The organism is Acinetobacter sp. ANC 5054 (genome assembly GCF_002135295.1).
Taxonomy (GTDB): domain Bacteria; phylum Pseudomonadota; class Gammaproteobacteria; order Pseudomonadales; family Moraxellaceae; genus Acinetobacter.
The window spans coordinates 48,198-69,916 of sequence record NZ_NEGG01000010.1 but is presented as its reverse complement, the minus strand read 5'-3'; the positions used below and the strand labels follow the sequence as shown (position 1 = coordinate 69,916).

17 protein-coding genes and 1 pseudogene are annotated in these 21,719 nt (G+C 39.6%); 12 read left to right on the top strand and 6 right to left on the bottom strand.

The genetic code is table 11. The features are described 5' to 3' along the window. The first annotated feature begins 34 nt into the window (after nt 1-34). From B9T33_RS11150 to B9T33_RS11140, 3 genes are all read left to right on the top strand, one after another. Nucleotides 35-808, top strand: a complete 774-nt coding sequence (locus tag B9T33_RS11150) for an enoyl-CoA hydratase (protein WP_086178976.1) — start codon at nt 35-37, stop codon at nt 806-808. Between the two features lie 13 nt (nt 809-821). Beyond that, entirely contained in the window at nt 822-1,847 is a 1,026-nt protein-coding gene (locus B9T33_RS11145) for an enoyl-CoA hydratase/isomerase family protein (protein WP_086178975.1), read from the top strand. 177 nt (nt 1,848-2,024) lie between these two features. Further along, nucleotides 2,025-3,371 carry an MFS transporter gene (locus B9T33_RS11140; RefSeq protein ID WP_086178974.1) on the top strand — a complete coding sequence of 449 codons (1,347 nt, stop codon included), beginning with the start codon at nt 2,025-2,027 and terminating at the stop codon, nt 3,369-3,371. A gap of 189 nt (nt 3,372-3,560) precedes the next feature. Here B9T33_RS11140 and B9T33_RS11135 read toward each other — a convergent pair whose 3' ends face one another. Beyond that, nucleotides 3,561-4,448 carry a LysR family transcriptional regulator gene (locus B9T33_RS11135; protein ID WP_086178973.1) on the bottom strand — a complete coding sequence of 296 codons (888 nt, stop codon included), beginning with the start codon at nt 4,446-4,448 and terminating at the stop codon, nt 3,561-3,563. Between the two features lie 205 nt (nt 4,449-4,653). Here B9T33_RS11135 and B9T33_RS11130 point away from each other — a divergent pair, with 205 nt between their 5' ends. The 4 genes and pseudogenes from B9T33_RS11130 to B9T33_RS11115 all read left to right on the top strand — a co-directional run bounded on the left by B9T33_RS11130 (nt 4,654) and on the right by B9T33_RS11115 (nt 8,401). Beyond that, nucleotides 4,654-5,340, top strand: a complete 687-nt coding sequence (locus B9T33_RS11130; protein WP_086178972.1) for a hydrolase — start codon at nt 4,654-4,656, stop codon at nt 5,338-5,340. Between the two features lie 86 nt (nt 5,341-5,426). Beyond that, nucleotides 5,427-7,300: pseudogene (locus tag B9T33_RS11125) on the top strand (amidohydrolase). A gap of 61 nt (nt 7,301-7,361) precedes the next feature. Then, nucleotides 7,362-7,526, top strand: a complete 165-nt coding sequence (locus B9T33_RS11120) for a DUF1427 family protein (protein ID WP_086178971.1) — start codon at nt 7,362-7,364, stop codon at nt 7,524-7,526. Nucleotides 7,527-7,681: 155 nt separating this feature from the next. Next, complete coding sequence (locus B9T33_RS11115; RefSeq protein WP_086178970.1) at nt 7,682-8,401, top strand: YoaK family protein; 720 nt, start codon at nt 7,682-7,684, stop codon at nt 8,399-8,401. Nucleotides 8,402-8,555: 154 nt separating this feature from the next. Here B9T33_RS11115 and B9T33_RS11110 read toward each other — a convergent pair whose 3' ends face one another. After that, a complete protein-coding gene (locus B9T33_RS11110) occupies nt 8,556-9,638 on the bottom strand; it encodes an amidohydrolase family protein (RefSeq protein WP_086178969.1) in 1,083 nt (360 codons plus the stop codon). Between the two features lie 24 nt (nt 9,639-9,662). Beyond that, nucleotides 9,663-10,622, bottom strand: a complete 960-nt coding sequence (locus B9T33_RS11105) for a fumarylacetoacetate hydrolase family protein (RefSeq protein ID WP_086178968.1) — start codon at nt 10,620-10,622, stop codon at nt 9,663-9,665. Between the two features lie 159 nt (nt 10,623-10,781). Here B9T33_RS11105 and B9T33_RS11100 point away from each other — a divergent pair, with 159 nt between their 5' ends. The 4 genes from B9T33_RS11100 (at nt 10,782) to B9T33_RS11085 (ending at nt 15,188) form a co-directional block, all read left to right on the top strand. Next, nucleotides 10,782-11,663 (top strand): alpha/beta fold hydrolase, encoded by an 882-nt coding sequence (locus tag B9T33_RS11100; RefSeq protein WP_086178967.1) that lies wholly within the window; start codon nt 10,782-10,784, stop codon nt 11,661-11,663. Between the two features lie 11 nt (nt 11,664-11,674). Then, entirely contained in the window at nt 11,675-12,652 is a 978-nt protein-coding gene (locus tag B9T33_RS11095; protein WP_086178966.1) for a VOC family protein, read from the top strand. A 107-nt stretch (nt 12,653-12,759) separates the two neighbouring features. Next, the gene (locus B9T33_RS11090) at nt 12,760-14,505 is read left to right on the top strand and encodes a bifunctional 3-(3-hydroxy-phenyl)propionate/3-hydroxycinnamic acid hydroxylase (RefSeq protein WP_086178965.1); all 1,746 of its coding nucleotides are present in this window, start codon (nt 12,760-12,762) and stop codon (nt 14,503-14,505) included. A 68-nt stretch (nt 14,506-14,573) separates the two neighbouring features. Continuing rightward, on the top strand, nt 14,574-15,188 hold the full coding sequence (locus tag B9T33_RS11085; RefSeq protein ID WP_086178964.1) for a TetR/AcrR family transcriptional regulator: 615 nt from the start codon (nt 14,574-14,576) through the stop codon (nt 15,186-15,188). A gap of 250 nt (nt 15,189-15,438) precedes the next feature. Here the strand turns inward: B9T33_RS11085 and B9T33_RS11080 are convergent, their stop codons facing one another. Further along, a complete protein-coding gene (locus B9T33_RS11080) occupies nt 15,439-16,116 on the bottom strand; it encodes a Sir2 family NAD-dependent protein deacetylase (protein WP_228145818.1) in 678 nt (225 codons plus the stop codon). A gap of 243 nt (nt 16,117-16,359) precedes the next feature. Between B9T33_RS11080 and B9T33_RS11075 the strand changes: the two genes are divergently transcribed. Beyond that, nucleotides 16,360-18,507 (top strand): TonB-dependent receptor family protein, encoded by a 2,148-nt coding sequence (locus tag B9T33_RS11075; RefSeq protein WP_228145817.1) that lies wholly within the window; start codon nt 16,360-16,362, stop codon nt 18,505-18,507. A 119-nt stretch (nt 18,508-18,626) separates the two neighbouring features. On the opposite strand, the gene B9T33_RS11070 is transcribed toward B9T33_RS11075, so the two are convergent. Continuing rightward, nucleotides 18,627-20,054 carry an amidase gene (locus B9T33_RS11070; protein WP_086178962.1) on the bottom strand — a complete coding sequence of 476 codons (1,428 nt, stop codon included), beginning with the start codon at nt 20,052-20,054 and terminating at the stop codon, nt 18,627-18,629. Between the two features lie 169 nt (nt 20,055-20,223). Next, nucleotides 20,224-21,642 carry a PLP-dependent aminotransferase family protein gene (locus B9T33_RS11065; protein WP_086178961.1) on the bottom strand — a complete coding sequence of 473 codons (1,419 nt, stop codon included), beginning with the start codon at nt 21,640-21,642 and terminating at the stop codon, nt 20,224-20,226. Nucleotides 21,643-21,719 lie beyond the last annotated feature (77 nt).

The window sequence follows — 21,719 nt, the reverse complement described above, 5'->3', positions numbered from 1 at the left end:
AATATACGACAGACAAATAAATAAGGATTTCATTATGCAATTTGAAACAATATTACTTGAGAAAAAAAATGGTGTAGGACTCATCACACTGAACCGACCAAAAGCGTTAAATGCACTTAATTCGCAGCTCATCAATGAAATAAACAGTGCTTTGGATGAATTAGATCATGACCATGAAATTGGTTGTATGGTGCTTGCTGGTGCTGAAAAAGCCTTTGCAGCAGGTGCAGACATTAAAGAAATGGCAGGCTTAAACTTTCCTAATATTTACTTTGATGACTTTTTTCATCTTGCAGATCGAATTGCGCAACGTCGTAAGCCATTAATCGCTGCTGTCAGTGGTTATGCACTTGGTGGTGGTTGTGAGTTGGCGTTGATGTGTGATTTTATTTATTGTGCTGACAACGCCAAATTTGGCTTGCCTGAAGTGACCTTAGGTGTCATTCCGGGGATTGGGGGAACACAGCGTTTAACACTTGCGATTGGTAAAGCCAAAGCCATGGAAATGTGCCTGACTGCACGGCAAATGGGTGCAGTAGAAGCAGAGCAAAGTGGCTTGGTGGCACGCATTTTTGCCAAAGAAGAATTATTACAACAGACCTTAGATGCTGCAGAAAAAATTGCTGAAAAATCACGAGCAGCAACCATGATGATTAAAGAGTCCATTAACCGTGCTTTTGAAGTCAGTTTGGCTGAAGGCCTACGCTTTGAACGCCGTACTTTTCACTCTATTTTTGCCACGCTCGACCAAAAAGAAGGCATGCAAGCCTTTGTAGAGAAACGTGCTGCGAACTTTAAACATCAATAATGAGGTGTGGCTCATGAGCAATGAAAATAATTTAATTATTCAAAACCAAGGTGCGTTAGGCACGATTATTTTAGATCGGGTTGCACATTTAAATGCGCTCACTTTAGAGATGATCAATGGCATCCGTACACAGTTAGAAGCATGGCAAAACGATGAAACTATTCAAGCAGTCTTAATCAAGTCAAATAGCCCGAAAGCCTTTTGTGCAGGCGGTGATATTCGCTATCTCTACGATTGTTATCAAAATGGCACCGAAGATCATAAAGCTTATTTTCAGGCTGAGTATGAGATGCTAAATGCATTACGTGCTTATAACAAACCCGTGATTGTCATGCTAGATGGTTATGTATTGGGTGGTGGTTTCGGTTTGGCGCAGGCTTGCCACATACTCGTGAGTAGCGAAAAATCACGTTTTGCCATGCCTGAAACAGCCATCGGTTTTTTCCCTGATGTGGCGGCAACACATTTCTTGTCGCGTTTAGATGATATTGGCGTTTATCTGGCAATTACGGGCGACCAAATGAGTAGCAGTGATGCTTTGTATTTAGATTTGATTGACTACCACGTGCCGAGTGAAAAAATGTCGGCATTGGAACAAGCCCTTAGCCAAAGCGCAGATTTAAATCAGCGCAATATTGAAACCTTGATTGCTGGTTTTATCACGCATCCCGCTGAAAGTCATTTACGTCAAAATGCAGAGAACATCAGCAAACATTTTGCGTATGAAAATTTATCTCAGATTGAAAATAGTCTTGAAAATGAGAAAGATGAGCAACATCAAGGATGGGCAAATCAAATCCTAAACACCCTCAAACAACGCTCGCCGATTGCTAAAGAAATTAGTTTTAAATTGCAGCATGCAGGTCGCGGCATGTCTTTACAGCAATGCATGAAAGTTGAGCGACATTTACAAGATGTTTGGTTTGAACATGGCGACATTATTGAGGGCGTTCGAGCACTGATTGTCGATAAAGACAAACAGCCAAAATGGCAACAGCACAGTCCAGCTTTAGATCAAATTTTAGCAGAGATCATTTAAGCATTTACATAAGGTTAGAGGTGAAATGACATGGAGTTATTTTACCTCTATCTATGATTAATCACTCATTTTGACTCATCGGGAGATGTTAGCAGCAAGTTAGCAAAATCAATCCATCTTACCCAGCATGGATAGATCAGATTAGAACTCAAAAAGATCTATATAAGGAATGTAATGATGCAGGATATTCAAGGAACACGTCCTGAGGACAAGAAATCCTCACACCGCTTGGCGGGTATTTCGAGTATGGTGGGAACCACCATCGAATGGTATGACTTTTTCATTTACGGTGCAGCCGCAGCGCTGATTTTTAACAAACTATTTTTCCCAAATCTTGACCCTTTAACGGGTGTACTCGCAGCATTTGCAACTTACGCGGTGGGTTTTATTGGTCGCCCACTCGGTGGAATTGTATTTGGACATTTCGGCGATAAAATTGGTCGAAAATCCATGCTATTGGTCACGCTTATGCTGATGGGCATACCAACCGTGATGATTGGCTTGTTGCCAACATTTGAAAGTATTGGCTACTGGGCAACGGTGTGCCTCATTATTTTACGTTTCATTCAAGGGATGGCAATGGGCGGAGAATGGGGCGGTGCAGTTTTAATGGCTGTTGAACATGCGCCTGAAGGTAAAAAAGGCTTTTGGGGCAGTTTGCCACAAGCCAGTACTGGTGGCGGTTTAATGCTGGCATCTATTGCTTTAGGTCTGGTGTCTTTATTGCCTGATGAAGCCTTATTTAGCTGGGGTTGGCGTATTCCATTTTTAGCCAGTATTGTGTTACTTGCTGTAGGCTGGTATATCCGTGTCAAAGTACCTGAATCACCAGATTTTGAAAAAGTAAAAGAAAAGGCTGTTGAAGTTAAAGTTCCAGCATTACAAGTTTTTAAAAAGCATCCTAAAGAATTAATGACCATTATTTTCTCACGTGCAGCTGAAAATGCATGGTTCTATTTAGCATCGACATTTACGCTGGCTTACACCACAACGCAGCTCGGTATTGCACGCCAAGAGATTCTTTTTGCCACAATCTGTGGTGCTGGGGTCATCATGATTATGACACCACTTTGTGGACATTTATCGGACAAAGTCGGTCAACGCAATATGTTCAGATTCGGACTTTGCATCCTTGCTTTGTATAGTTATCCATTTTTTGCAATGTTAGATACCAAAGATCCAGTGCTCGTTTGGACTGCAATTGTTCTGGCAATTGGCGTCGTTTTCCCTATTATGTATGCGCCGCAGTCACAACTGTTTGCACGTCAATTTCCAGCAGAAATTCGCTATAGCGGTATTTCAATTTCGGTTCAATTTGCTGGAGTATTAGGTGGTGGTTTAGCACCTTTAATTGCAACAAAATTATTAAGTGTTGGTGGTGGTAGCACACATTTAGTGATTGCTTATATTTCTGGTTTTGCAGTATTGGCTATCATTGCATCATCTTTCTTAAAACCTGATGTCTTGGCGAAGAAAAACTTGAACAATGTGCAAAAGCCGGTGAATTCTGCTTTAAAAGAATAATGCCCGCTGGAACAAGCTAAAGCGAATATGATTTTGTTTTATTCATTCAATTGAACTTCAATATGAAAGCTTCTAAGGAGGCTTTCATATTTTTTAAAAATGATCATTACTGCCTAACGCATTGCCGTAGAATCGTAATCATGTTGTTTATACGTATTTTATTAAGTTTTATAATTTAAAATAAATGTATTATTTAGCATGCAAATGATCACATAAAAAATTAATAAAAAGTCTGGATTTAATTGCGAGTTTTTGCCGACTTGGACAAGCCACATAGAAATGCAGTGGCGGCGAACGATATTCTTCTAAACATGCAACCAATTGACCATTCTTCACGTATTTTTCTACTAAAAAATCAGGTAGATAGATGATGCCATGATGGTCTAAGGCTAAATCTACCAGCACGCTTCCATTATTACAGCAAAATTTAGGGAATACTTGCAGGTAGGTAGGTTGTCCTTGTCGTGTTAGCTGAATTTTATTGGAATCTGTATTCTGCGAATAAATTAAGATATTGAGAGCAAATAAATCATTCATGTTTGAAATATTGCCTCGCTCACTTAAGTACTTTGGTGTGGCATAAAAGCCGCGTAAATGCTGACTAATCACAATGTTTTCAAAGGCATCAATCGGCGTTTCATCAACTCGCAAAGTTAAATCATACTGACTTTCATAAATATCAATAAAATGATCTGAAAGTGCTAAATCAATTTTTATATCAGGGTACTGACAAATAAATTTAGAGAAAATCGGGGTTAAAACATTTTCTGTAAATGAAAGGGGCGCATTTATTTTTAATTCGCCTTCAGGATAAAAGTGTTCATTATTAATTTCCTGCTTTGCCCAATCAAACTCTGTCGAAATGATTTTACTGTGTTGATAAAATTTTTCGCCTGTCATCGTCAAGTTCATTTTGCGTATAGTACGTATGAACAGTGTGGCTTGCAAATGATACTCTAAATAAGCAATGCGTTTTGCAACCAAGTCACGGCTAATTTTCATTTCACGCGCAGCCAAACTGAAATTGCCTTTCTCCACTACAGTACAGAATGTTTTTATACAATCGAGTCTGTCCATATTTTTATTTTTTACATTTAGAGTTTCATTTTATTATGTTGTTTTAACAGATAAATTCAATTTTATAATGTGAATTATTGTCAGCTAATTATTTCTGATTGTATTCATTTTCAATACACAGATACCTTGTATTGGGGTCTATTTCATTACAATTTTCGATGCTTTTATAAATGTATTAAAACAATTTTATAAAGGTGGAAAAACAATGAAACCTTCCCGGCTTGAACTATTGACCCCTGACAATTGCCAAATTATTTTTATTGATCATCAACCGCAGATGGCATTTGGTGTGCAGTCTATCGACCGTCAAACACTGAAAAATAATGTTGTAGCTTTAGCCAAAGCAGCAAAGGTATTCAATATACCAACCACTATTACAACAGTGGAAACCGAAAGCTTCTCTGGTCATAGTTATCCAGAACTACTCGATGTATTTCCCGATGCACCCATACTTGAACGGACCTCAATGAATTCATGGGATGACCAAAAAGTACGTGATGCATTAGAAAAAAATCAGCAGAAAAAAGTCATTGTGTCAGGACTTTGGACCGAAGTCTGCAATATCACATTTTCCTTTAGCGCAATGCTTGAAGGTAACTATGAAATCTACATGGTCGCGGATGCTTCAGGCGGAACTTCAAAAGAATCACATGATTATGCCATGCAGCGCATGATTCAAGCTGGTGTGATCCCTGTCACGTGGCAACAGGTTCTACTGGAGTGGCAGCGTGATTGGGCGAAACGAGATACTTATGATGCAGTGATGGATATTGTACGTGAACACTCTGGCGCTTATGGCATGGGTGTGGATTACGCTTATACCATGGTGTATAAAGCACCTGAACGTACAAAAACAAAGCATGAAGTTTTAGCACCAGTTCCGGCAAAATAATTTCAAAAACACACGAGTTTCGCAAGAGCTTCCATCAACCATTCGGTAACGCTACTAAGTCATATTCATATAGAGGTAGGTCGATCATGGAAAACATTTCACTCATTTTAAAAAATGGCAAAATAGCCACGCTGGACCCAAAGTCTCCTGAAGTACAAGCCGTCGCTATTGCAGATGGAAAGATTTTTCGTACAGGCAGCACCGATGAAATCATGCGTCTAGCTGATTCAGCAACCAAAATAGTGGATTTAAATGGTCGACGGGTAATACCAGGCCTCAACGATAGCCATTTACATATAATCCGTGGTGGATTGAACTACAACATGGAATTGCGCTGGGAAGGTGTGCCTTCTCTAGCAGATGCACTGAAGCTGTTGAAAGAGCAAGCTGACAATACACCTGCACCGCAATGGGTTCGAGTAGTGGGAGGTTGGTCAGAATTCCAGTTTGTCGAAAAGCGACTGCCCACATTGGACGAACTGAATAAAGCGGCTCCAGATACTCCAGTATTTGTTTTACATCTATATGCACGTGCTTTATTAAACCGTGCTGCACTTAACGTTTTAGGTTTCAACAAAGACACACCAGACCCTCCGGGCGGCACCATTCAGCGTGACGAAAAGGGTGAACCCACAGGTTTACTCTTAGCAACACCCGCAGCCACGATCTTGTATTCAACCCTAGGTAAAACCCCGAAACTTGAGTTGTCCGATCAAGTGAATTCGACCCGTCATTTTATGCGTGAATTAAACCGTTTGGGCATTACATCTGCAATTGATGCTGGTGGTGGTGGACAAAACTATCCAGATGATTATGAAGTGATTAATGAGTTACATGGCAAAGACCAAATGACTGTACGCATAGCTTATAACTTGTTTGCCCAAAAGGCTGGAGAAGAGTTACAAGACTATGAAAAATGGACGGAGATGACCTTTCCTGGTGATGGTGATGCATTATTAAAAATGAATGGTGCGGGTGAAAATTTAACGTGGTCTGCGGGAGATTTTGAAAACTTTGCTGAACCACGTCCAGATTTACCGGAGAAAATGGAAGCTGAGTTAGAAAAAATTGTTGAATTGTTGGCTGAAAAAAAATAGCCATTTCGAATTCATGCAACCTATGATGAAAGTATCGATCGCATGCTCAATGTATTTGAGCGTGTTAATCAAAAACAACCTTTTGCGACTCGTTTCATTATTGATCATGCTGAAACGGTTTCTGAGAAAAATATCGAAAGGATTGGTGCATTGGGTGGAGGCATTGCAATTCAGCACCGTATGGCATTTCAGGGTGAAACCTTCGTTCAGCGCTATGGTGTCGATGCTGCTAAAGCGACACCCCCTGTGAAAAAAATGTTAGAGCTTGGAGTTCCCGTAGGTGCAGGTACAGATGCAACACGTGTTGCTTCTTACAACCCTTGGGTGTGTTTATATTGGCTAAGCACGGGTAAAACACTGGGTGGCATGCCGTTATATGACCAAAAAAATATTTTAGATCGTCAAAAAGCACTGGAACTGTGGACCAAAGGCTCTGCTTGGTTCTCTGGAGAGCAAAGTAGTAAAGGTTCATTACAAGCAGGTGAATTGGCAGATCTGGTGGTTTTATCCGATGACTTTTTTACGGTTGAGCCTGAATCCATACAATGGATTGAATCAGTTTATACCATTTTAGGCGGAAAAGTTGTCTATGCAGGCGCTGAATTTAAGCAAGATGATCCACCATTACCGCCTGCATCACCTGATTGGTCACCAGTGAAACGCTACGGGGGCATTGGCGTTTAAGTGAAAATAGAAATGCGCCTTCATTACAGCCTTTGCAAAGCCAATCTGCAGATTGTGCATGTAGCTCCAGTTGCGGCATGCATGGACATAATCATGCATGGTTCATGGATGTTCCTGTTAATGACAAAGATAAAAAGTCATTTTGGGGAGCGCTAGGCTGTTCTTGTTTTGCATTTTAAGCATTCATCCTGTTTGACAACACGGTTGTTGTGTTCGCAATGACCGTGTTCCGAGGTTTCTATGAAACTATATCTACTCTCACTTGCGGTAGGATTATTGGTAGGGATTTTATATTACCTGTTAAATGTGAAATCACCTGCGCCACCACTGGTTGCTTTAACTGGTTTATTGGGAATGGTTATTGGTGAAAAAGTCATACCATTGCTGCGAGATTTCATGCAATAAAATAATTAGGTGTTTTGAGCTGCTTAAACCAATAAATATACATTTTTTTATAACGTTATATATTCCTAGTATTTCAATGATTGGCATTTAGGTAGAACGTTCAGATATGTAAATACACCCAATAAAGCCAGTCCCAAAATAAGGAGAAGATAAAAATGAATAATGATGATGGGACTTTTAGTTTATGGAAAGAATGCCGTGATCCAGTGGTTTTAGCTCTGGTTGGTGGTGCAATTGATACCATTGGCTTTATTGCTTTGTTTGGTTTCTTTACTGCGCATGTGACAGGAAACTTAGTTCTCGCAGGTGCGGCTTGGGTGAAAGATGGTGAGGGGATATGGATAAAGTTGGCAGCAATCCCGCTATTTATTTTAACTGTTGCAATTACCAAATATCTCATCGATTCCACTCATAGCAAACATAAAACATTAGCAATGTTATTTCTATTTGAAGCGCTATTTTTGACAGGCTTTATGTTGTCTGGTTTATATTTTGAACCCTTTGCAAATGCCAATAGCTGGACAGTCGGTATTACTGGTGGTTTAGGTTTAATTGCGCTTGCGATTCGCAATACTTCAAGTAAAACCCTGATTAAACATCTGAGCCCCAGTACGATGATGACTGGAAATACCACACAATTTGGGATAGATCTCTCCAACTATATGCGGAATAAAACGCATGACAACCGTCATAAAATGTGGAAAAGCTTAAGTATTGTTATGGGGTTTGTCGCTGGTGCCTTTCTTGGAGCAATCTTGTACGTTTCCTTAGATTTTTGGAGCGTCATATTTTTTATTTTACCTATTTTATATCTTGCCTATTTAGCATCCCAGCAAAGGTTTAAGGAACCTGAGCCTGCCAAAAAAGCGGATTAACTCAGAATCAAAGACTACATTTACATATAGAAATAGGTTTATTGTGGAATAGTCGTTTTAAATACTGCCTCAGTAATAAGAAATGTTGAAATAAAAAACAGCATCGTTTAATGGTAGATTGCATTTTTAACCGTTTTAAACAATCAAACGAGCTTTATCGTTTTCGAATATTTTCACCTATTTTTAGTATAGGTTTCATTAAGTGATGTTTTAGACGTGTTGAAAATGATGCTGATGAATAATGTTGTAATGCTGGAATCGATTGATTTTCATCGATTTGAAATTGTGGAAATAAAGCCAAAGCATTATGCGCTAAAATATTTTGCTTAGTTTCTGGACTAAAGACTTTCAAATTATCAAAATTTTGCTTTTGTATGATTGATAATTGTTTGGGTGCAAAGGGAAAATCACTGCCAAAAAGAATATGACTTGGGTCAACCAGTTCATTCAATGCAGCCATCGCATAAGGCGAAGGTGATAGTGCCGTGTCAAAGTAAAAACGACGAATATAATGTAAAAAACCTTCGGGGATTTTCTCTGCCAATTCAGGCATCATATTACTTAAAGATACACGCCAAGCGACATATGGCAGGAAGCCGCCTGCATGTGCCAAGATCCAATTAATTTTTGGATATCGTTCTAACACGCCTGAAGCAACCAAATTGACAGATGCGCGTGTGGTATCGCACAAAAACTCTAAAATAAATCCGGGTATATTTAAATTCACTTGATTGCTTGAAGCATGGATATTGGGATGAACAAATACAGTCGCCAGACGTTCATTGAGAACATGCATCAGTTCTTCAAGTTGTGCATCGCCCAAAAATATTCCTTCAGTACTACCCAATAGCACGATGCCTTCGGCTTTAAGCATGTCCAATGCATATTCGGCTTCGCGGCAAGACGCTTCGGTAAAAGGCATGGGTAAAACAGCAAAAGAACCAAAGCGACCCGGATACTTGATTTTAATTTCGGCTGAATATTCATTACAAGCACGAGCTAGATCACAGGCCTCTTTTAAATCACCAAAATATACACCGGGCGCTGACAAGGACGTTATTGCTGTCTGTGTACCAATTAAATCCATGGCTTCCAGCGAGCGTTCTGCATTCCATAGAGGCAATGGCGCGCCAGCGACTTGGTTTATGCCATATTTTTGCATTGCTTGCGTGAATGCTGGTGGAATCAAATGATGATGAACATCAATATTAAAATTGTGGTTGTTTGACACAGACATAAGAGCACCTAAGCGTGTATATCATTAAAATTTGATTTGATGTTTCTGTGTACCCAAATCGATATGTTGATCTGCACTGCGAATATTCAGTTCTAAACGATCATCTACACATAAATAACGACCATTGGATTTTTGTTTGTGAATAAAAAGTTCCCATTTTTTTTGTTCAGGTAAAAGAGCAGATATTTTCACTAAAATGGGTGAGGGTATGGATAAAGCACAACCTGAAGGCGTACCCGTCATCACGACATCACCCGGTGCAAAGTTAATGAGTTGTGACATTTCAGAGAGTGTCTCTGCGGGTTTAAACACCATATTGCGAGTGGAATCCTGCTGACGGATCTGTGAATTGACTTTTAAGGTCAGCTCTAATGCATTTAGATAATGCAATTCATCTTTTTCCAATAAACACAGGACTGGACCTAAAGGGCAAAAAGTCCGATAGCTTTTGCCTTTAAAAAATTGTGTCTCAGGAATTTGAATATCACGTGCCGATACGTCATTACCAATACAAATCCCAGCCACATATTCATGTAAGTTGGACGAAGTGATGTGGATTTCATGTTCAATTTTTTGTTTTATCACCAAACAAAGCTCAATTTCATAATCGAGCAGTTGAACATGTTTGGGTTTGATAATCTCACCTACAGGGTGATGTATCGATGCGCTCGATTTGGTAAAGAACATATTAAAGTTCTTTTGTTTAGGGTCTATGCCCGAATCGATCATGTGTTGTACATAATTTGCACCCTGACAAATTACTTTTTGATTGGCGCTAATAGGACTTAAAAATTGCACTTCATCGGAATTAATCGAGCTTTCCCAATTCACTCGTTCGCGGATTTTTTCAATACCTAGATCAATTAATTGCTCCGTCGTTATAGTTTCTGGTTGTTCAAAATTTAAAATAAAAATCTCTTTTTGCTGTTGAACTCCCCAACATACTTGAGCCTCTCGCTGGAAACACACCACATTTAGCGCCATGTTTTTATACTCTAAATGATTTATTTGAACACTAATGTATAAAATAATTTGATCAGACTCAATCCTATTTGCAATAAAAAATGACAAACGAAACACTTGATTTATTGAACACTAATGTTCAATATGATCTTGGATTGAGTATTTATAAGGTTATTTAAGATGAATCAGCAAGTCCATTTAAATGGCATGCAAAGCTATTTTATCGAATTTGGTCAACGTAAAGTTTTTGTCAGTGAAGCTGGTGAAGGTTTTCCACTGTTGATGTTGCATGGTGGTGGAGCAGGTGCGACTGGACGATCAAATTATTCAAAAAATATTGAAGCGCTGTCACAGCACTTTCGTGTCATCGTGCCCGATATGCAGGGCTATGGTCAGTCAAGCAAAGGGGTCAAACGGTCGGATCCCTTTGGAGATTTGGCTGAAGTGATGCTGGGTTTATTAGATCAACTGAAAATTGACAAAGCACATATTGTCGGCAATTCACTGGGAGGTGCATGTGCTTTACGCATGGCACTTGAAGCACCAGAGCGTGTAACGGGTTTGGTCTTGATGGGTCCGGGCGGAATCAATACCACACGTGGTTTACCCACCAAAGGCTTAAACCAACTGCTGAACTATTACACTGGTGAAGGCCCAACCCGTGAAAAGCTTCGCACGTTTATTCGAGAATATTTGGTTTATGACGGCTCACAAGTTTCAGAAGATCTGATTGAACTCCGTTATCAAGCCAGTATTGACCCTGAAGTGGTTGCATCACCACCTTTACAGCGTCCGAACAGTTTAAAAGCAGCAATTCGAATGGACTTTAGCCGTGATCCACGTCTTAAGCGTTGTAATATTCCTACCTTAGTGCTGTGGGGTTCTAATGACAAAGTGAATAAACCAAGTGGTGGTGAAACTTTACGTCAAACCATGAAACATTGTGATTTGTATTATTTTGCGCAAACAGGACATTGGGTGCAGTGGGAGCGTGCTGAACAATTTAATGCAGTGACTGCGAGTTTCCTTGCTGTTCATACACCTGCACAGACCACTAGCTAAGGAGTAAGCCTATGAATATCTTTGGTAAAGTGAAAATTGGTTATTTGGTGGCAGAGTCCAACAAGTTCGATGAATGGATCGACTTCGCACAAAAATGTTTGGGTTTATGCTTAGCAGAACACACTGAGCAAAGCTTGAGTTTTCGTCTTGATGAATTTCAAAAACGCTTAATCATCACAAAAGGCTCACAAGAAGATGTCACGCATTTGGGTGTACAACTGGCAGATGAAGCTGTGCTTAATGAAGTGCTATCTCGTTTTGATGTCCGTGGTATTGAGTATCAACAGGGAAGCCCTGTCGATGCTGAATTTCGGGGTGTAAAAGCTTTTTGGACTTTACGTGGGCCCAAAGATATTCAATTAGAAATTTTCGTCGATGAACTACGGACTGAGCTGCCCTTAGAAGCAAAAGTCAGCGGATTTTATACCGATGCCAGTGGCATGGGGCATGTTGCAATGACTTCACGCAAGCCAGAAAAAGTCATTCGCTTTTGGCAGGAATTCTTTGATGCAAGGTTGACTGACAGGATTGAGCAAAAAATCAGTGGTGTAATTTTAGATGTCAGTTTTTTAAGACTGAATGAACGGCACCATTCTGTGGCGATTGCACATACCCGCGGTTTGTCCTTAGATCCTATTCGTACCCGAATTCAACATGTCAATTTCCAAGTGTTAGATTTAGAAGATGTCACAGCATCTTATCAACGTTGTAAAGACTATGGCTTTCATGTGGTTTGGGATGTGGGACTGCACACCAATGATCGTGAAGTATCTTTCTATGTGGCAAGTCCATCAGGCTTTGAAGTCGAATTGGGCTGGAACCCGATCAAAATTGATGAAATGACATGGAAACCTACCAAACACACCTCGATTAGTGTCTGGGGGCATAAGCCACGACAACCTTCAGCTGTGCACGGTTTGATGCATGAATTAGGTAATTTCAATCGTGGATTACAATCTTTAAAACGTGATGAATATTCTCCGATTTAAGCATTTTAAGATTTAGAACATAACTGCATAAAAACTCAGGCACGTTATTTCAATGACATGTCTTGGCTAAATTTCGCCTAAAAAATGCGATTTATAAGGTAAAAGTAATGAAAACGACAAAAAATAAAACTTCTAATATCGTTGATATCGTCATTGCTGGTCTCGGCCCAACAGGTTTAGTTTTGGCTCATATCTTAGGGCAACGCGGACATCGTGTTGTTATTTTGGAGCGTGAGCCAGTGTTTTATGGCAATGCCCGTGCTGTATATACGGATGATGAATGCATGCGTATTTTCCAGTCGATTGGCATGGCTGAAGCGCTACATAAAGATATGTTGATTGATACGCCAGTGCAGTTGACACGTCCAGATGGCACAGTGATTGGACAATACAAACCCCTAAAGCGTCCAAATGGTTGGCCCGTAATTAACTTTTTTTATCAACCATATCTTGAAACCACGTTGACACAAGGCTTAGCAAAATACCCCAATGTAGATATCCGTCGTGGTCGTGAATTGTTTGATTTTAGCCAAAATCATGAACTGGTAAACATTCAGCATCAAGCCACGCAGCAATTTAGGTTTGATGACAGTAGCAATATTCAAACAGATGCAGATGGCAATTTGGATATTCAACAGATTCAGGCACGGTATTTGATTGGTGCGGATGGAGGTCGTAGTACGGTTCGTACCATACTCAATATTGAAATGACAGGAAAGAACTTCCCAGAACCTTGGCTTGTGGTCGATTTGAAACAAAAAGATCGCAGCAAAGGTTTAAGGCACTTACCGTACTTTAACTTCGTGGTGGATCCAAATTTACCCGTAGTGAGTTGTATCCAACCCGATGGATTTCACCGCTTTGAGTTCATGCTGAAAAAAGGGCAAACCGCGGAATATATGGAACGTCCTGAAACAGTCCGCGAGCTGTTGTCTAAATATGTGAATCCAGATGATTTTGAAGTGAAACGTCAATTGGTTTATACCTTTAATGCCTTGGTTGCCAACCAGTGGCGTGATCGACGGGTGATTTTGGCAGGTGATGCCGCCCACATGACGCCACAATTTATGGGACAAGGGGCTAGTTCGGGGATACGAGATGCTTATAACTTGGGCTGGAAATTAAGTGAAGTGCTGTATGGGCGAGCAGATGATTCGCTCTTGGAGAGCTATGAGTCTGAACGTCGTAGCCATGCAAAAGCGATGATCGATTCTTCTGTATTTTTAAAAGATATCGTTTCCATGACCCATCCTTTAGGTTGTATGTTCCGAGACAGCGTGCTTAAAACCATACAAGCGGTTCCTTTACTACGAAAATGGTCAGATGAAGGTGGCTTTAAACCTGCACCTGTCTATAAAAAAGGACAATATTTGGGGTTGGAGCGTAGAAAGCGCTATTCACCTGAAGGCACTTTGGCACCACAACCAGTGGTTCGATGTTTTGATGGAAAACGTGTACGACTAGATGATGTCATTGGTAACCACTACGCCATTATCGGGATAGGGCAAGATCCAACGCAGTACTTGTCACAAAGCTCAAAAGCAATCCTTGAAAATTTAGAAATACAAACGATTTGGGTTCATGCTTATGCCGCACGTCCGCAAGGTCAAATCCAACGTGACTTAAATCCGTATTTAAAAGAAGTTGAAGATATTGAACAAAGCTTGGAAAAATGGCGATTAAAGTCTGTAATGCACAAGGAACAAGTCTTTTTGATATTAAGGCCTGACCATTTTGTCTTTGCATTGGTCAGTGAGGCTGAATTAAATCAAACTATTTTAGCGCTCAATAATGCTTTAAGATCAAAGTTAAAAGTACCTCAAAGCACGTCCTTAGAGCGCATGATGAATTAGTCAGACAAATGCTACAAATATGCTAAGATCTGTTCAAATTTAAATAATTTGTTCAAAAGGTTTGCTCAGTGGCAATTTCTTCATCTAAAAAAAGAATTCATCGCGCTGCATTGGTTTTATTTGCAGAAAAAGGTTCAACCGCAGTCAGTGTGAGTGAACTTGCTGAAGTTGCAGGTGTGGCACGTGGGACTATTTACAATAATGGACTCAATCCAGATTCTTTATTTGAAGACATTGCCAGCCAATTGACCAATGAAATGAACGCACGTGTTATTAAGACATTAGGTGCTGAAGAAGATTCCGCTAAACGTATTTCTTTAGGCATTCGCATGTACATTCGCCGTGCACATGAAGAACCTGATTGGGGACGTTTTTTATGCCGTTTTGCCTTTAGCTCGCAATCACTTTTGGGACTTTGGACAGGTGAACAATCGCCATTATCCGATATTTTAAAAGGAGTAACGAGCAAACGTTACAGCATAACCGAATCGCAGATGTTTGCCGTGATGAATATGATTGCAGGTACCGTTTTATCTTCGATATTCTCCGTGTTAGAAGGCTTTAAAACATGGCGTGAAATAGGCAGTGAAGTCGCAGAGTTAATTTTATCCGCACTGGGACTTGAGCATGAGCAAGCAACCGAAATTGCTTATATGGAACTACCAACCTTGTTAGAGCCGTAAATATAAAAACCTAATTGAGATGAAATTTTCATGCAAAATAAGGCGTGGATATTTCATTTTATGGAAGATGCATTCATAAAAATATTTTTAAGTCAGTTATTCAATTTGAAATTGAGCGAGATCTTATCCATTTTCTAAAAACTTGCATTAAAAATAGCATTTAGTGTGTTGGATAAGAGGATGGAAAGACTCCATCTTCTTTTGTGACTTGAGTTCTAAAATATTTAATGTGTATTCATTTAAAAAGAGACTATTGATCTGCCGTCAGTTGATCAAATAGAGATTGCATGCCTAAAGTCGCTGTTTGTGCAATACACTGATATTGCGAAGCTAAGTTTTTATGTTCAGCTTGAGGGTCTATATAATAAGCCTGACACTCATCTGATATTTCATTGACTAGACCTGCTACAGGATAAACCACCAAACTCGTGCCAATCACAATAAAGATATCAGCTTGCCGTACACATATACTTGCTTCTTCATAGGCAGGAACCGCCTCTCCAAACCAAACAACATGTGGACGTAGGGGATAACCATCAGGGCATTTGTCTTTATCTATGTTTAGCTCATCCCCATAGATATGAAAATATTCAGTGCTGTACTGCGCATTTGGGCCCGAACTTTTAGCTAAACGAATATTGCCATGTAAATGAATAACATTGCTACTTCCAGCACGCTCATGTAAATCATCTATATTTTGGGTAATCACGCTTACATCATAAAAGTCTTCTAATGCTGATATTAGCTGATGCGCTTTATTGGGCTGCGCGGCCAAAATCGTTTTACGACGCTCATTATAAAAACGTTGAACTAATTCAGGATTTTTATTCCAAGCCTCAGGTGTTGCGACATCTTCAACACGATGATTTTCCCATAAACCATCACTTGCCCGAAACGTATTAATGCCACGTGTCTGATTTGCTACCATAGCAGATAGATGATTCATTGTTATAGATGGAATAAATGCACGTACTCAGTAAATGACTTAAAAATAATTTTTGACCATAAAATTAGAAATTAACGCTAATTTTTATTAAGAAAATGACAATTATTAAAAAACAGCGATGTTGTATAAATGCAAAAGTGGAATTTTGAAATATTTTGATACATGCATTTAAAATAAAAGCACTACAATCGCAGCGCTAAATTAAATTGAATTGATTACAACGATATGGATATTTCTGCTTTTTCACCTCAAAAAATACGGACTACACGCAGTCTACTAAGTACCTTCGTGCTTAGTACCTTCGTGCTTAGTATTATGCTCACACAGCAGACTTATGCAGATGAAGTTTTGCCAGAAATTAACATTGATGTAGCACAGTTATCCAAAGTCGAATCATTAAAAAAGAAGCTCAATAAAGTCAGTGGTGCAGGAAATGTCATCAGCGCTGAAGAATCAGAACATATTGCAAAGCGAACAAATGCCGATTTATTTCGTAATCAAGCGGGCATATATGCAGCTTCTGCTGGAAATGAAGGAATAAAACTGTCTATCCGTGGCTCAGGTATAAATCGTGCACCAGGCGCCCATGGCTCAGGTATCTATGTCACTTTAGATGATTTGCCTTTTACTGGGCCGGGAGGTACACCATATGAATTACTTGAACCGCTATGGGTTGATACCATTGAAGTACTTCGCGGAGCGAATGGGCTGACGCGTGGTGCATTAAACCTAGGTGGAAGTATTAATTACAGTACCCCAACTGGAAAGGATACTGCGAAATTAAAATTGCAGCATGAAATCGGAAGTCGTGGTTATCAAAAGTCTGAAATCAGTTCAGGCCAGCAGATTGGTGATGTGGATTACTTCATATCACTTACGCAAAGTGATCAGGATGGTTATCAAGATCACTCATCTAGTCACAGTAAAGGCATTGCAGCAAATATTGGCTATCAGATCAACCCAAATACTGATACACGATTCTATCTACGTTATAGGGAAACAGATCATCAAACGCCGGGACGCTTAACACAAAAACAAATTCAACAAGACCCGACACAAGCAGTTCCTTTAAACGTCACGCTGAATAACCATCGTCCGCAGCCCGGTAGCTTATGGCTTGCGAACAAGACCAATATGACACTTGAATCAGGCAATCAACTACAGTTTGGCTTAGCCTATCATCATTATCCGATGTATTTACAAGAGGGCTACTACAGTACAGATGTTGATTATGATGATATCAGTAGCTTTGCGCGTTATCAGTTTGTTCACGAATTTTTAGGTAAAGAAAGTCAAAATACATTAGGCTTTCGAAGTACGTCGCATTTACCTGCTGGCACAGTTATAGAACGTCAGCGCGTAGATATTGGAAATTATCCTGCGGGAACGGAAACACGCCACTATACGTACCAAGGTGGCGATTATGTACTGCATTATTCAAATGCACTTGCACTTACGCCAACGCTTTGGCTGGATAGTCGTCTTGCTTTGGCTTATACCCATCGTGAAAGTGAAGTGACATGGCCTATTCAGAGTCGTAAAGAAAATGAACGTGAATGGAATCTATTACCTTCATTGGGTGTACGTTATCAGTTTGAAACGGATGCTCAACTCTTTGCAAATATCAGCCGCAGTCTAGAAGCGCCTCATCCATGGTCTTTAATTTGGGGCTCTGATGAATATTTTCCTGCAAATAGTGGTGCAGCAACAGGGCGTCAAAGTGCTCCCATCCATTTAAATACTCAAACTGCAAATACCTTCGAGATCGGTGGACGTGGTCAAAGTCGTATGGGTGAGTGGAATGCTGCCTATTATTATTCAGCAGTGAGTCATGAATTACTCGCGGTAGAAATCCTGTCTGATCCAAAACAGATTATTGCTGAATCTAATGCATCCGATACCATTCATCAAGGTATTGAAATAGGCTTAAAGAGTATCTTGTGGAGTAATGATCAGTTTGGCGCAGTCCTTTTCAATCAAGCCTATACCTACAATAATTTTTATTATAAAAATGATACGGTATTTGCTAAAAATGAATTGGCTGGAATTCCTCAACATATTTATCAAGCAGAACTACGCTATGAACATCCGCTCGGGTTTTATGCAGGAATTAATACACTATATGCAGGCAAAGCGCCGACAGATTATGCCAATAGTTTTTATGTGAATGACTGGCAAATATGGGGCGCAACTTTAGGCTACATACAACCGCAAAAAGATTATATGGCCTGGTTGGATTTTCGAAATATTAGTAATCAAAAATATGCATCGACTATTACACCCGGATATAACGATGCAGGAAAGGATCCAGCTAGGATGACACCGGGCGATGGCTTTGGTGTATATGCAGGACTGAGCTACAGCTTCCATTAATTAAATTGGTATACGTCATACTCAGATGAAGAAAAAGGGAGAATTAGATTCTCCCTTTTTATATAGCAATAGAATGAAGCTCAGATTGTTTAATTCAAAATAGTGAGTTTTGCTTTGAACTAACTCGCATCCTGAATGCGTCGCCATGGCTGGGCTTCTTCTATTTCATAGGCCAATTCAATTAAGGTTTTTTCATCGCCAACATCAGCAGAGAGTTGCATACTAATCGGAAGGGCATCTACAGCCGTTTGCCCCATTGGAATAGATAAGCCCGGCGCACCGACGACATTTTGTATTGGTGTAAACGTCACATAGTTTTGTATACGTTCAAATAATTCATCAAATGCTAATTGTGGTGATAGATAGCCAATTTTCGGCGTAGTATGCGCTAATACAGGCGAAAGCAACACATCGTAGTGATGAAACAATTCACGATATTGTTGCTGCATTTTCTTTAAACGATATATAAACAATGGCGTTTTATAAAAGTTCTTCTTGTAGAGTTTAGAGAGTCCAACCGTTAAATTATCTAACTCTTTAGGATTGAAATCTGCACCAAATATTTTCTTGCCAAATGTGCTGAGAAGGAATGAGAGCATTCCCCAATATTCACTAAAATCATTAACGAAGCTGATTGAAATAGGCAATTGCAACTCTTCTACATGATGCCCTAAATTTTCCAAAAGCTTTGCTGTTTCAAATAGGGTCTGTGTAGTTTCTTGGTCAATGTGTCCTGTAATGGATTGCGGTACTAAAGCAATTCGCAAGCGCCTTTTTGAAGGCCCATGTATCGTTCCAATACGTGGCAGGGCTTTATTGTAATAACTCGACTCCATCCCAGCAAAAAAATGCGCCGTATCACGGACACTACGTGTCAATACACCTTCACTGATAATGTTGATGGGTAAGCTGCTTGCGGCTTCACTGTCATATGTACGTCCACGACTAGGTTTTAAGCCAATCAGTCCACAGCATGCAGCAGGAATACGAATAGAACCACCACCGTCATTGGCATGCGCAATAGGCACTACACCCGAAGCGACCAAAGCTGCCGAACCACCAGATGACGCGCCACAGGAATAATCGCTATGCCATGGATTAACCGTTGCTGTGCCATTTTTATATTCAGTAGAGGCATTTAAACCAAATTCAGGTAATTTTGATTTACCCAAGACCACAAAACCCTGTTCTAACATTTGCTGACTAAGTTGTGGGTTTGATTCAGCAGCTTTTGCATTTACGGCTTTTGAGCCATGATTTGAAGGCAATCCTAAATAGTCGAGATTATCTTTAAAGAAAAACGGTACGCCTGCAAAAACGCCATGTTTTATATATCCATTTTGTTTGGATGCACGTTCAAAACAATCAATTTCGATAGCGTTTAAACTTGGATTGACCAACTGGGCACGTGCAATGGCTGCTTGCACAACTTCATCTACAGATACTTGTTTTGATTGAATACGTTGGGCGATACCAGTCGCATCTAAGTCTGAAAGCGCATCATTAGTGAAGGCGTGTATTCGTTTGATGGTTTTGTTCTCGTCCATGTAATACTCGATTTATTTGTTTTGATCTTTCATGTATTTACTTGTTTTTTGGCTTGCACTTATAACTCTGAAGTGATCCTGTGAATAGAAAAACTGTAGAAATTGCAAATACATGGCTAGAGCTTTAGTTTTTATAGAATAGTTATGACAATTAAAATTGTCAAATTAGTCAGGTCTGAGAAGGAACATCTAAGCTGAGAATATGGAGTAGGGTATCGACCGCCTGTTGGATTTGCTCATTCCATGCAAAAGAACAATTTAAGCGAATACACTGGTTCTTTTGCTCTGATACATTAAAGAGTTGGCCTGGTGCAACGCCAATGTTTTGTTGGATCAACTGTTGATAAATCAACATGCTATTTAGATGTTCAGGTAATTTGAGCCATAGAAAATATCCACTAGGATGATATTGCAGCTTACATCCAGTAGGTAAACGACTCTCTAAATAACGATAAAATTGTAATTTATGCTGCTGCAAGCTTTTACGTAATACACGCAGATGCTTTTCATAATGATAATTTGAGATGAATTCTACCAAAGCATTTTGCAATAAAGTATTCACTGAAATTGTGCTCATGAGCTGTAAATGCTGAATATTTTGTGAATATATACCTGCATGTACCCAGCCAACACGAAATGCAGCACCCAATGTTTTGGAAAATGAAGAACAATGTAGCACCATGTTTTTTTGATCGAAGTACTTCATGGACAATGGTTTTTTATTGCCGAAGTACATTTCCTCGTACACATCATCTTCTATTAAATGCACATTGTATTGATGCAGTAAAATTGAGATTTTCTGTTTAATGTCATCCGATACAGTAAAACCAATCGGATTATGTGAATTGAGCATTAACCAGCAAATCTTTACTGGATAGGTTTTTAAAATATGTTCAAAAGCTTCTAGATCAAAACCATCTTGTGGATGTTCTGGGATAGTAACCACTTTTAGGCCGAGTCGTTCGGCTGCTTGTAATGCGCCGTAGAAAATATTTTGCTGCAACACAATATAATCACCAGATTTGGCAATCGCTTGTAGCGATAAATTCAGTGCATCCATACAACCTGATGTAATGACAATGTCATCGGGTTCAGTGGGAATACCTTGCATACAGTAGCGTTGAGCGATTAATTTTCTCAGCGCCAAATTCCCAGGTGGTAGATTATCAATAGCATCGTAGCTTTTTTTATTGCGCGATATTTGACCCATAATTTGAGTTAGTTTCTTCGAAAAAACTACATCTTGTGAGGGAAATGCAGAGCCAAAAGGCATGACATTTTGATTTTGAATTGATTTTAAATATTTAAACACCAGTGAGTTAATCTCAACTGGTTTATTTAAGGAAACAATATAAGAGCGTTCAGAGTCTGATTCTACAATCGATTGCGTAACATAATAGCCAGATTTTTCACGCGCATAGATCATGCCTCGCGACTCAAGTTCTTGATAAGCATTCATGACCGTAATTAAGCTAAATCCAGACAGTTGAACCTGTTCACGCAGCGAAGGTAATTTTTCATGCGCTTTTAATGTGCCATTTTCTATTAGATGACGTAATTGCTGCGCAAGCTGTTCTGATTTATACATGGCTTATGAAAGTAGCTAATCTGTTATAAATATATCAGATCAACTTCAAATTAGTCTTATTTTTATAACAGATGTGA